General features: G+C 59.3%; 10 protein-coding genes and 1 tRNA gene. 2 read left to right on the forward strand and 9 right to left on the reverse strand.

Annotated elements, in window-relative coordinates; genetic code table 11:
- Nucleotides 1-537 precede the first annotated feature (537 nt).
- The 8 genes from AT6N2_RS02465 to AT6N2_RS02500 all read right to left on the reverse strand — a co-directional run bounded on the left by AT6N2_RS02465 (nucleotide 538) and on the right by AT6N2_RS02500 (nucleotide 8,736).
- On the reverse strand, nucleotides 538-1,821 hold the full coding sequence (locus AT6N2_RS02465; RefSeq protein ID WP_209088213.1) for a type III PLP-dependent enzyme: 1,284 nt from the start codon (nucleotides 1,819-1,821) through the stop codon (nucleotides 538-540).
- Nucleotides 1,805-3,337: an AMP-binding protein gene (locus AT6N2_RS02470; RefSeq protein ID WP_209088215.1), complete on the reverse strand. Its 1,533-nt coding sequence runs from the start codon at nucleotides 3,335-3,337 to the stop codon at nucleotides 1,805-1,807. The genes AT6N2_RS02465 and AT6N2_RS02470 overlap by 17 nt, the downstream gene beginning before the upstream one ends.
- Entirely contained in the window at nucleotides 3,334-3,597 is a 264-nt protein-coding gene (locus AT6N2_RS02475) for an acyl carrier protein (protein WP_063948876.1), read from the reverse strand. Before AT6N2_RS02475 ends, AT6N2_RS02470 begins: the two co-directional genes overlap by 4 nt.
- Before the next feature lie 98 nt (nucleotides 3,598-3,695).
- The gene (locus AT6N2_RS02480; RefSeq protein WP_209089589.1) at nucleotides 3,696-4,433 is read right to left on the reverse strand and encodes a hypothetical protein; all 738 of its coding nucleotides are present in this window, start codon (nucleotides 4,431-4,433) and stop codon (nucleotides 3,696-3,698) included.
- A 306-nt stretch (nucleotides 4,434-4,739) separates the two neighbouring features.
- Nucleotides 4,740-5,867, reverse strand: coding sequence for an S-(hydroxymethyl)glutathione dehydrogenase/class III alcohol dehydrogenase (locus tag AT6N2_RS02485; RefSeq protein WP_003495724.1), 1,128 nt, complete (start codon nucleotides 5,865-5,867; stop codon nucleotides 4,740-4,742).
- Nucleotides 5,868-6,017: 150 nt separating this feature from the next.
- A complete protein-coding gene (gene trmFO / locus AT6N2_RS02490) occupies nucleotides 6,018-7,487 on the reverse strand; it encodes a methylenetetrahydrofolate--tRNA-(uracil(54)-C(5))-methyltransferase (FADH(2)-oxidizing) TrmFO (protein ID WP_209088217.1) in 1,470 nt (489 codons plus the stop codon).
- A 509-nt stretch (nucleotides 7,488-7,996) separates the two neighbouring features.
- Nucleotides 7,997-8,140 carry a DUF1127 domain-containing protein gene (locus AT6N2_RS02495; RefSeq protein WP_003515516.1) on the reverse strand — a complete coding sequence of 48 codons (144 nt, stop codon included), beginning with the start codon at nucleotides 8,138-8,140 and terminating at the stop codon, nucleotides 7,997-7,999.
- A 449-nt stretch (nucleotides 8,141-8,589) separates the two neighbouring features.
- Nucleotides 8,590-8,736 (reverse strand): DUF1127 domain-containing protein, encoded by a 147-nt coding sequence (locus AT6N2_RS02500; protein WP_144574109.1) that lies wholly within the window; start codon nucleotides 8,734-8,736, stop codon nucleotides 8,590-8,592.
- Nucleotides 8,737-9,342: 606 nt separating this feature from the next.
- Here AT6N2_RS02500 and AT6N2_RS02505 point away from each other — a divergent pair.
- Both AT6N2_RS02505 and tig read left to right on the forward strand, forming a co-directional pair.
- Nucleotides 9,343-9,425: transfer RNA gene (locus tag AT6N2_RS02505), tRNA-Leu, on the forward strand.
- Nucleotides 9,426-9,653: 228 nt separating this feature from the next.
- Entirely contained in the window at nucleotides 9,654-11,132 is a 1,479-nt protein-coding gene (tig, locus tag AT6N2_RS02510) for a trigger factor (protein ID WP_209088219.1), read from the forward strand.
- Nucleotides 11,133-11,266: 134 nt separating this feature from the next.
- Here the strand turns inward: tig and AT6N2_RS02515 are convergent, their stop codons facing one another.
- Nucleotides 11,267-12,256: a carbon-nitrogen hydrolase family protein gene (locus tag AT6N2_RS02515; RefSeq protein WP_209088222.1), complete on the reverse strand. Its 990-nt coding sequence runs from the start codon at nucleotides 12,254-12,256 to the stop codon at nucleotides 11,267-11,269.
- Nucleotides 12,257-12,629 lie beyond the last annotated feature (373 nt).

Genomic DNA, 12,629 nt, shown 5'->3' on the forward strand with positions numbered 1-12,629 from the left:
GTGTCCCCTTAAGGGGCAGAAAGACTACCCCGTTGCGCCCGCCCGGCCGCACAGGTTGTCAAGTGCGGATTGCCACGTCCGGTGACCGAGGCCCGCTTCCGAAAGACATTTTCCGAGATGATCGCTTTCCCAAAAAGCGGACAAATCAACCACCAATAATAAAAGACAACATCAATTGTTTTTTGAATTTCTAGTCATTCGTTACGTACTCCATTTGGAGGACTTGGAGAACGCAAACGTTACATAAGGTAATCTCAGAGAATATGTGGTTAAGGATTCTTAAATTCCATGTCTGTCATCACAAGTTTCTGAGCATCCGCTTTGCATTATCCAGACCGCGCAGTTCCTGAAATGCCCTGAATCTTCAAGCGTATATAAAATCAAGAAAAATATGAGAAATATCAGATCGAATTTATTCGTCGCCACATGCCTGATAGTCGCAGGCCTGTTTTTTATAGTCACGACGTCGATTTTAATAATTTCCGGTTTGTAGTAGAGTAAGTCATGTGGACGAACGCCGTGCGGACCGGATGGTGTTCAACCGCAGGACCCAATCACCTCAAACGCTCCATCCTCCACCAGCACCTCGGTTGCAGCCGGATGGCTGAGGAAGCCGGTGGGGCTGGCGCTGGCGCCGTAGGCGCCGGATTGCAGGATGGCGATGAGGTCGCCGGCCTTCAGCTCCGGCAGGGCGGCGTTTCGGGCCAGTGTATCGAGTGGCGTGCAGAGCGGGCCGACGATGGTTACCGTCTCCTCATACGCCGCCTGCATCATGGCCGGTGCGACGATCGGGTAGTTGCGCTTGACGATCTGGCCGAGATTGCCCGACGCGGCGAGGTGGTGGTGCATCCCGCCATTTGTGACCGCGAAAGTCGTGCCCCGCGATGTCTTTACCGAGTTCACTTCCGTCACATAGAGGCCGGCCGGGCCTGCGAGGAAGCGTCCGGGTTCGACGATGATATGGGCATCTGCAATCAGCGGATACGATTGAAGGAGCGCCCTGAGGTCGGGGATGGCAGCGCCGACAGCCGCGAGGTCGAGCGGCGTTTCGCCGGCGAAATAGGGGATGCCGAGGCCCCCGCCGAGATCGATGGTTTCGAGCGGTTTGCCCAGGATGCCGGCCATGCGCGCCGCCAGCAGGATGGCGTGTCTCCATTGGGAGACAAGCATGTCGGCATCGAGGATCTGCGTGCCGCCGTAAATATGCACGCCGACGAGGTCGATATGTTGGGTGTGGCTGAAGAGCTGCAGCACATTTTCGAGCTCTTCCTCGTCGAAACCAAAGGCGGTGGCCTTGCCGCCCATGCGCATGGCGCCGGCCTGGGCATCCGGCACCGGGTTGATGCGGATCGAAGCCTTGACGGGCTTTCCGATCGCTTCGATCCGGGCGATCTCTTCGGCGCTCTCGATGTGGATTTCACCGATGCCGCCCTCGATCACGTCGCGTAGCTCTCCCGTGCCTTTGCCGGGACCGGCGAAGATAATTTTTGCAGGTGCGACACCGGCCCTGATCGCGGCGCGGTATTCTCCGACGGAGGCGATTTCCGCACCCGCGCCTTCCTGCCGGAACAGCGAGATGATGGCAGGCAGGGGGTTGGCCTTCACCGAATAATAAATGTCGGCAAAGCCGCCGAGGGCTTCTTTAAGATCGCGATAGGCGCGACGCATGGCGCTGGCGTCATAAAGGAAGCACGGTGTGCCGGTCCTGGCGGCAATCTCCCTTACCGCCTGTCCGCCGATCATGAGATCGTTGCCGCTGATACCGAATTGCGCGGCCGCGAAAGCTGGGCCGTGGCTCTGGCTTTTATCCGTTGGTGCCATTATCCGTCCGTTCGCGCACCAGCGCGCGATAATCGACCTTGCCATTGGCTGTGACCGGCAGCCGCTCGACGAGTTCTATGGCGCGGGGAATCATGAAGGGGGCAAGGACCTCGGCGGCTTTTTTCAGTGCCGCCAGGATGTCCACAGTCTGGGTGGCGGCGGTCGCCACGGCATGCACCCTTTCGCCGGCAAAGGGATCGGGCAGGCCGATGACGGCAACCTGCTGGAACAGCCCCGTCGACATCAGGCTCTCTTCGACTTCGGTCGGGCTGATGCGATAACCTGACGATTTGATCATTGCGTCATCCCGGGCAACGAAGCTGAAGAAGCCGTCCTCGTCCTCCACCGCGAGATCGCCGGAATAACACACGGTCTCGCCGCCGAGCTCTGCGGCCAGGAAGGGATGAGGCCGCAACACCTTCGCCGTGTCTTCCGGCCGGTTCCAGTAACCGAGCGAAACGGTCGGTCCGCGATGAACGAGAATGCCGGGTTCGCCCGGTTTTGCCCTCTGGCCCTTGTCGGTGACGATGAAGATTTCACATTCGGGGATCGCCTTGCCGATTGAAGTCGGGCGCCGGTCGATTTCGTCAGGCGGCAGGAAAGTAGAGCGGAAGGCTTCTGTCAGCCCATACATCAGGTAGATTTTCGTGTCCGGCAGTTTTTCGCGCAGCGCCTTGACGGTTTCCTGCGGCACGCGTCCGCCGGAATTGGTGATGTAGCGCAGATGCGGCAGAGGCGTCTTTGCGAGCGACGCAGCCGCCCTCGTCAGGATCGCCCAGATGGTGGGCACGCCGGCAAGTCCGGTGATGGCATGGTCGCGCAGATCGCGGACGATTTCATCGCCCAGCCGGAAGCTGGAAATGATCGTGGTCGCCCCCTGTTCCACCGCGGTCAGCAACTGGTTCAGACCGTAATCGAAGCTGAAGGGCAGGAGGGACAGGATACGGTCGCGGCCGGTGATGTCGAGATAGGTGCGCACGATGCGGGTACCGGCGAGAAGATTGCGGTGCGACAGCATCACGCCCTTCGGCGAGCCGGTGGAGCCGGAGGTATAAAGAATGGCGGCAAGGTCTTCGCCGATGGCCGCAGACGGCCGGGCAGGCGCGGCGGTGCCGGCGGCAATCTCTTCCGCGGGAAGGACCGTGACATCGGGTAACTCGGTGAGCGCCGCCGTCAGCTCGTTCATCATCGAGGCGTTACTGATAACGATCTTTGCGCCGCAATCCCTGATGATGTGGCGGACCTGCTGCGCCTTCAAAAGCGCGTTGACGGGCACGAAGACGCCACAGGCCATGCTGATGCCGAAGATCGACCAGCATTCCTCGATGCCGCGGGGCAGAAAGATGACGACCCGGTCGCCGCGTTGCAGGCCGGCGTGCTGCAATGCAGAAGCACAGCGCGCCGCCACTGCGGCAAATTCGCGGTAGGTCAGCGATCGGTCCTTGTGGACGACAGCCTGATCTTCGCTTGCTGCGCGCGCGTCAAGAAGGTGGTGCAGCAGGAAAGGGGATGTCATCTCCTCCGTTCCCTGAGGACGAAGGCGACGAGATCGCCCGGCGTGGCGAGATTCTCAGGCGTGAAATGCTCGTCATTCAGAATGATGCCGAAGCCTTCGCCGAGGAAGACCATCAGTTCGAGGAAGCCGAGCGAATCGATGACGCCGCCGTCGAGCAGTTCCGTGTCCGATGAAAAAGGCGCGTGAGCGGGGAAGCGGTCGCAGAGGTAGGAATAGATGGTATCAGCAACATCTATGTCGTTCTTTTTTGCTGTCTGCACGCTTCTTCTCCGACGTTGGTCTTTCGTTGCCGCGGCCGATTGGCTTTTGCGATGAAGGGCCAGAACAGCGCATCACGGTAACGGGTTCGATGAGTTACTTAAGGTGGCAATAACACCAATTCTGAGTATGTTTCGTTAATAAACCGTGGGTTCCATGCGCCTTTTACTTGTATCGGCGCGGATCTGGAGGCGGAAAGCCCGGCAGTTTTTTCGCCTGAGAGGCCCGCCATCGTCAGCGCCAGCCGGCCATGGCGAAGGAGATGGCGCGCGATGGCAGGAAGATGCCGTTGCGCAACTTTGCGGTCCTCGCAATGGATAAGGCGCGCGGAGGGCAGGCCTTTGGTTGTTGTTTTCAGGAAGACGAGAGGGTAGTGGCGGTTTTCCGCTTCCATCACGGCGACGATGCAGCCTAGACCGGCATGGTCATCCAGCATGTCCCGTGTTTCGGCGGGGAGGGCTTCCGGCCCGATGTCGGCAGGCGGGCGCAACCTTGCACTTGCCGGGCGAAGCGCTGCAATCGGCAGCGGATAAAAAAGCGTGCAGTCGCTTACCGTCGCAAATCCCAGTCGCTCGTTGAGCCTGTGGGCGTCGGCGGAAGGGGTGAGATCGGTGAAGATGTCGTCCGCGTTGGAGGCGGCCATTTGCAGCATGCGCGGCGCAAACCAGCGGCACGATGGCTCCACATACCAGCTGGAGAAGTTGACGACGATTTTGCCGGTATCGGTCAGGCGGCTTTTGAGCGTCAGAAGCACGCCCACGGCGTCATCGCCTTTCATCAGCAACTGGCCGATCGGGCCAAGGCCGCGTCGACCGTGATGGTCACTGATGAGCGACAGGCCGCGGCACCAGAAGGCTTCGGTTTTTGCCGGGAAACCTTTCGCCAACAGGGCGACGGCACTGACCCGGTTTCCGTTGTCGATCGGTACGATGTTCAGGGTCGCTCTCCGCTGGTCTGGCGTCCTTTGTGGGCGCAGGAGAGATTTTCAACTCTACCGCGTAGCATCGGCTTACGACGATAGATTTACTGCCCGGTTAATCGCAGTAGCTGCAGGCAATCACGTTTGCATGAACGGCTGGTGCATGAACGGCTGGTGCATGAAGGGAGGGCGCGCCGTTACAAACCGCGCGCCCGCCTGCTGCTATCAATAGACGACGACGCCGCGAATGCTTTCACCCTTGTGCATCAGGTCGAAGCCCTTGTTGATGTCTTCGAGCGGCATGGTGTGAGTAATCATCGGGTCGATCTGGATCTTGCCTTCCATGTACCAGTCGACGATCTTCGGCACATCCGTGCGGCCGCGCGCGCCGCCAAAGGCGGTGCCCATCCAGTTGCGGCCCGTGACCAGCTGGAACGGACGTGTCGAGATCTCCTGGCCCGCACCGGCCACGCCGATGATGACCGACTTGCCCCAGCCGCGATGCGAGGCTTCCAGCGCCTGGCGCATGACCTTGGTATTGCCAGTGCAGTCGAAGGTGTAATCGGCGCCGCCGATCAGGTCGCCGTTCCGCTTCGTCATGTTGACGAGATAAGGCACGATATCGTCGCCGACTTCCTTCGGATTGACGAAGTGGGTCATGCCGAACTTTTCGCCCCAGGCCTTGCGGTCAGGGTTGATATCGACGCCGATGATCATGTCCGCACCGGCAAGGCGCAGGCCTTGCAGCACGTTGAGGCCGATGCCGCCGAGACCAAAGACGATCGCCGTGGAGCCGATCTCGACCTTTGCGGTGTTGATGACGGCGCCGATACCGGTCGTCACGCCGCAGCCGATGTAGCAGACCTTGTCGAAAGGCGCGTCCGGGTTGATCTTGGCGAGCGCAATTTCCGGCAGGACGGTGTAGTTGGAGAAGGTCGAGCAGCCCATATAGTGGTGAATCTTGTCCTTGCCGATCGAGAAGCGCGAGGTGCCGTCAGGCATCACGCCCTGGCCCTGCGTGGCGCGGATGGAGGTGCACAGATTGGTCTTGCGCGAGGTGCAGGAGTAGCATTCGCGGCATTCCGGCGTGTAGAGCGGAATGACATGGTCGCCCTTCTTGACCGAGGTGACGCCGGGTCCGACATCAACGACGATGCCCGCACCTTCATGGCCGAGGATTGCCGGGAAGAGGCCTTCCGGGTCCGCGCCAGACAGGGTGAAATCGTCTGTGTGGCAGATGCCGGTGGCCTTGACTTCGATCAGCACTTCACCGGCGCGGGGACCTTCAAGCTGAACGGTCATGACCTCGAGCGGTTTTCCTGCCTGAATGGCAACGGCGGCGCGAACGTCCATATTCGATCTCCTCAGTCTTTTAATATCAAAGTAGAAAGGTTTTGCCCGAGCGCGGCTGGCCGGGCAAGGCAAAATCCGGTGACCCGGAATGGAAAAAGGGCGTGTGCGGACACACGCCCTTTTATTCTGGCTGATAGACAAGAGGAAGGCCTATGGCGTTGCGTCGCTCTCTTGTTCTGTTGCGACTTCCATTGCGATGTGTTCCACGCCGAGCCACGCCGCGCAGTCCTTCAAGGCCCGCGCCGCAATCAGCTGGCGTTTCATGATCGTCTTGTCCTTGCCGCGGAAGCGCTTGACGCCCTCGGGTTTGACGATTGAGCCCGGCGCGAGTTCCGGGAACAGGCCGAAATTGATGTTCATCGGCTGGAAGGAGCGTTTGCCCGGCTCATCATCGGAGGAGAGGTGGCCGCCGGTGATGTGGTTGAGCAGCGAACCGAGGGCGGTGGTCGAAGGCGGAAGGCTCGGCGCCTCGCCCTTCTGTTCGGCGGCGGCGAAGCGGCCGGCAAGCAGCCCCACAGAGGCGCTTTCGACATAACCCTCGCAGCCGGTGATCTGGCCGGCGAAACGCAGGTCCGGGCGGGATTTCAGCCTCAGCGAGCGGTCGAGCAGGATGGGGGAATCGATGTAGGTGTTGCGATGCAGGCCGCCGAGGCGTGCAAATTCCGCGTTTTCAAGACCCGGGATCATGCGGAACACATCCGCCTGAACGCCGTATTTCAGCTTCGTCTGAAAACCCACCATGTTGTAGAGCGTGCCAAGCGCATTATCCTGACGCAGCTGCACCACGGCATAGGCCTTGACGGTGGGATTATGGGCGTTGGTCAGGCCCATCGGTTTCATCGGCCCGTGGCGCAATGTCTCACGACCCCGCTCGGCCATGATCTCGATCGGCAGGCAGCCATCAAAATAGGGCGTGCCTTCCCATTCCTTGAAACCGACGGTATCACCCGCAATCAGCGCGTCGATGAAGGCATTGTATTGCTGCTCATCCAGCGGGCAGTTGATATAATCCTTGCCCGTGCCACCGGGACCGACCTTGTCGTAACGCGACTGGTACCAGCAGATATCCATGTTGATGCTGTCGCGATGCACGATAGGGGCGATGGCGTCGAAGAAGGCGAGCGCATCCTCACCCGTCTCGGCCTGGATGGCGGCGGCAAGATCCGGCGAGGTGAGGGGACCGGTCGCAATGATGGTGTTGCCCCATTCCTTCGGCGGCAGGCCGTTCACCTCCTCGCGAATGATCGTCACCAGCGGGTGACCTTCCAGCTTTTTCGTCACGGCTTCGGAAAACCCGTCGCGGTCGACGGCAAGCGCGCCGCCGGCCGGCACCTGGTGTCTATCGGCGCAGGCCATGATCAGCGAGCCGGCAAGCCGCATTTCCGCATGAATGACACCGACCGCATTCGCCGTCGCATCGTCGGAGCGGAAGGAATTGGAACAGACCAGTTCCGCCAGCGTATCGCCCTTATGTGCGTCCGTGCCGCGCACGCCGCGCATTTCATGCAGAATAACGGGGACACCGCTTTCGGCAATCTGCCATGCGGCTTCCGAGCCGGCCAGTCCTCCGCCGACGACGTGAATGGGAGAAAGGGTCTTGTCCTGCATGTCGATGTCCATAGGCGACCGCGGGGCAGAGGCTCCCGTGCGGCGGCTGTCATTCGAGTGAGTGTTCAGCACGGGTCCCGAAGGACGCTGCATGTTGCCGATGCACTAGCATGCATGGCCGGAGCCGCCAAATGTTTTTGGTTCGGTAGTCAGTGGCCGCGGCAGTTGAGCTTTACGATGAGGCCGAAGCCCGAAGCGCTCGTTTATGGGAGCGAGCTGGCGCCGCTTGTTTCTTCTCCCCGCCGGGGAGAAGTCCGCGGCAGCGTGATGAGCGGGCGAGGGTAGTGGTTTGCGGGTTGCTTGCCCCTCATGACCCTTCGGGCCACCTTCTCCCCGGCGGGGAGAAGACGCATGAGGCGATGCCGCGGCCTACCTCGTGATTCTCAACGCTGGGCGATGTTGAAGGCCGAACTCCAGCCCAAACCCCAGAATCAAAAACGGCGCCAGAGGCGCCGCTTTCTTTTACCTGTCGCTCAATCGTCGCGCCCTGGAGGTCGGGCAGCGGGACGATCGTTTACGCCTTAGCGGAACGAACGGGAAGCAACGTTACGGATGTCGTAACGTGTCAGGCCGATGTCGCTGAGCGCCTGGTTGGACAGGCTGCCGAGTTCGTTGATCGTGCGGCGGTAGGAGATCCAGTTCTTTGCGATGCGGATGGGGTTCATGGTCGTTTCCTCAATCTATCTCTGTCGATTTCGTCGGCCGGCTCAGCGGTTTCTCTGTGCTCTCGGCTGTTGAGGTTTATATATAGACATGAAGCTATGTTGTGCAGTGCAGAATTTAAGCGACTGCCATGCATTTGTGCACTATGTCGGCTAAATTTGCGGCTTGAGATGGCATCTGAACAAAATATGAGCGGAGATGCCTGCATTTCGGGCGCGTATGAGGGGTTGTGCAGTTATAGGAAGGCGTTGCCGCATCAAGGGCCGGTTGAGGCGGTCGCCCGATGCCGGATCGATGGCCTGGGCACCGATGCAGTTTTGCAATGTCACCCAAGCTTCGGCGGGCGCTACATTTTCCTGTGGCCCAAACGAAAAAAGGCCGGAGGCGGGAGCCTCAGGCCTTTTGGGTCGTCTATCTGCCATCCGCCGCATAAGCGGCGGAGGCGTCATTATTAGAAGCCGACGGCAGACTTGGCGACGCGGCGGATGTCCTGACGGCCGATGCCGAGGTCATTCAGTTCGCGGTCGCTCATGCGGCCAAGTTCGGTAACGGTCTGACGGTATTTGCGCCAGTTGGTAAGCGAGCGTGCAATGTTCATTTTCATCTTCCTCTTCGTGCGGTTCAGTCTCAACGGCCAGTCTTGGGAGGATTATGGTCCGGGGCTGAACTGATCTCTGTATGACCATGAATATAATCGGTTTAATCGAAACAAAAATAGACAAAGCAAGATGCCACCTATGCGCGGAATGCAGGGCAAGCCGCGATGTTGGCCGGATCGCGGCGATTCATGCATCATTTGTGACCATTTTATGGGCGTTTGGTGGCGGTTAGGTAATCGCGCCTTGCAGATTCAGGCGGGGCTCACTTGGCGGCGCAAGAGGCGTCTGCGTCGGGAGCGGCGCTGCAGAAAATTACCCCACGCAGACGCCATATATAATGTCAGCCCTCCGGCCCGTATTGTGTCCTGTCTCGGCCGGGCACCCGAGGTGCAGCGGCGTCCAAATCTTCTATGCGTCGTTTCCGGATGGAATCGCCCGCCGCCCTGGCGTCGCCTCGGTGCTTTTCGTTGCCGCAGGCGTTCATCGGAAGCGGCACGGCATTGCCATCTTCGCCCGGCGCATCAAGAAAAACCCGGAGGAAATAAAAGCAGGAGAACGGCGTGCTTGACCCTTCCTGAACATTGTGACATACCGCCGCCCAACGTGCGGGTATGGCGGAATTGGTAGACGCATTGGTTTTAGGTACCAACGCTTCGGCGTGGGAGTTCGAGTCTCTCTACCCGCACCACAAGCAAGGCATGGCTGTGCCACGCTTGCGCCAGAGTGCATCTTTAGAAGATGCGCGGGCTTTGAGGGTGTCCCTCTAGCTTTTCAGGTGCGGGCAGAACGGTGTCCGGCAGCTGCTTGTGTAACGATTTTAAGAAAGCCACGGCCGGGAACCATGTTCCAGTGCAGTGCTCGAAAGTAAACCAACGGCTGTCTGAGCACCGCCGCCATGATGTGAAGGTTTGAGAAAATGCAGGTTATCGAAACGCTCGCTGAAGGGCTGAAGCGCGAACTGAAGGTCGTTATTCCGGCCGCCGACATGAAGGCCCGCCTGGACGAGCGCCTCGTCGACGCCAAGGACAAGGTTCGCATCAACGGTTTCCGTCCCGGCAAGGTGCCGGTTGGCCACCTGAAGAAGATGTACGGCAAGTCCATCATGGCCGACCTCGTCAACGAGCTGGTTCGTGAAAAGCCGACCGAAATCCTTTCCAGCCGCGGTGAGAAGTCTGCGACACAGCCGTCGATCTCCATGACCGAAGACGAGCAGGAAGCCGAAAAGATCCTGTCGGCCGAATCCGATTTCGAATTCACCGTTGCCTACGAAATCATTCCGGCTATCGAACTGAAGGCCAATGACGGCATCAAGGTTACCCGCGAAGTCGTGGAAGTGACCGAAGACGAGATCAATGAGCAGATCCTGAAGATCGCTGAAAGCGCTCGTACTTACGAGACCAAGAAGGGCAAGGCCGCTGAAGGCGACCGCGTCACCATGAACTATCTCGGCAAGGTTGACGGCGAAGCCTTTGACGGCGGCGCGGCTGAAGATGCCGAACTGGTTCTCGGTTCCGGCCGCTTCATCCCCGGCTTCGAAGACCAGCTGGTTGGCGTCAAGGCCGGTGAGGAAAAGACCATCACCGTGACGTTCCCGGCCGATTACCCGGCTGCGAACCTCGCCGGCAAGGAAGCCAACTTCGACATCACCGTCAAGGACGTTGCTGCCGCTGCTCCGGTTGAAATCAACGACGAGCTGGCCGAAAAGCTCGGTCTCGAATCGGCTGAAAAGCTGAAGGAAATCGTTAAGGGCCAGATCGAAAGCCAGTACGGCAACGTGACCCGCCAGAAGGTCAAGCGTCAGATCCTCGACCAGCTCGACGAAATGTACAAGTTCGACACGCCGGCTGGTCTGGTTGATGCCGAGTTCGACAACATCTGGCGCCAGATCAACACCGATCTTGCCCAGTCCGGCAAGACCTTTGCTGACGAAGACACCACGGAAGAAGAAGCCCGCGAAGAATATCGCAAGCTTGCCGAGCGTCGCGTTCGTCTTGGCCTCGTTCTCTCCGAAATCGGCGAAAAGGCCGGTGTCGAAGTGACCGAAGAAGAAATGCAGCGCGCGCTGTTCCAGCAGCTGCAGCAGTTCCCGGGCCAGCAGAAGGAAATCCTCGATTTCTTCCGCAACACCCCCGGCGCTTCCGCTTCGCTGCGTGCTCCGATCTTCGAAGAAAAGGTCATCGACAAGCTGCTCACCGAAATCTCGGTAACGGACAAGACCGTTTCCAAGGAAGAGCTGCTGGCTGACGACGGCGAAGAAGCCACGGAAACCAAGAAGAAGGCGCCTGCCAAGAAAAAGGCTGCCGCCAAGGCTGACGACGCCGCTGAAGGCGAAGAAGCCGCTCCGAAGAAGAAGGCTCCGGCCAAGAAGAAGGCCGCTGAAGGCGACGCCGAATAATCTTCTTCAGCGCAAGCTGATTGAATGGAAAGGCCGTGGCGAAAGCTGCGGCCTTTTTGTTTGGGCAATGCCGTCGGGTCCGCTTTGCGCGGTGGACAGCGGAGCCAAACAGCGCCGCTGGCCGACATCGACTGTTAAAATCGCTCCCGGCTCTCGCTTCTGGGATCATTATTCACCTGATGAGGCGCATAAAGATCGCCCCGGGCTTTTCGCCGCCATGGTCGCGCGGGATTTTCACGATCGATGGTAATGTCTGCTATGGCGATAGCCGGTAAACCATTCATCGGGCATTGCGCTGCCCATCGGCCATCCGGTGCAGCGATTCCCGAGGGAGCAACTGCGCTGTGAGCCGCCAGAGTGGAATAGCTGACCCAATAGGTGTTGCTTACGGCATGCCCCAATATCTCGGCGGCAAATGCCGGGGCGTTGGACGGGCCATCGCCTGCGGTGGAGAATAACACGCAGTCGACGTTCAGCCTCTCGTATTCCATGAATATCTCCGGGTAGTGCGCTTCCATGCCAAGCGCGCAACCGAAACGGAGGCCATCAATTTCAAACGTCACCGGTACACTTCCTGGGGAATACATGAACGAGATTTTGGTGTTCGACAGGAGGCGCTCGTCGTAACGGGTTACAAGCTTGCCGCGCTCGGAGATGACATAGAGGCTGTTGTAAGGCCTATGAGGTGGCGTAAGCTGATGGACCGACCCGACAATCGTCCAAAGCCTCAGCTTGCGCGCCAGTTTTCGGATCGTTTCCAATTCTTCATGCAAGGTTTCCCATTCAAAGCGCGTCCAGTCGGATGGACCGATTTCTCGTGGACCAGTCTCTGACATGATCCGTTTATGTGGCCAGCACGTCGCTCCTTCGCCAAAATGTATGATGCGAGCACCAGCTTTATGAGCCTCGCTCATAAGATTGCGTATCTCATTTCCGCAGGTCTTCAGGGCCGATACGTCGCGCGGGTCGTTGCACAGGGATGTCTGGGCGACCGCTAGCCGTATCGCGTGACTAGAGGAAATATCCGGTGTTGCGCGAATATGCCGAAGAGCAGCGGTATAGGATTCGCCGGTTTTGGCGGCGCGTGCTCTTACGCGGCGTTTCAGATTGCCATTTTGCGTCATTGCCAGGCCTTTCAGGTCTCGGACGCAGTTCCCCAGCAACCTGCCCGAAACGATCGGACCGAGGAGAGTTGCCTGAGACAGAAGTCCCTTTGCCTCCTTAAAAGACCCTGCTGGGGAAGGTCGTGGAGGTTAGGCGCAGGCCACGCGCTAACACTATCAAATTCGAACAGCCGATTCGTCAAGCGGCAGTGCAGACACAGGCCGCCAAGGTCATCGATCACAATGCAGTGCAGCACGATTTTTTGCTGCATCTGCTCTTGTTCATCTCCCGTTCATCTGGCACCCTGCGAAGCATGATTTGCCTCGGCCGTATCAAGCGGTCGTTCGGGCATTATGCGCCGCTCTGCGGCCTCATCGCTGCCAGCTCATTGGC

The organism is Agrobacterium tumefaciens, assembly GCF_017726655.1.
Taxonomy (GTDB): domain Bacteria; phylum Pseudomonadota; class Alphaproteobacteria; order Rhizobiales; family Rhizobiaceae; genus Agrobacterium; species Agrobacterium tumefaciens_B.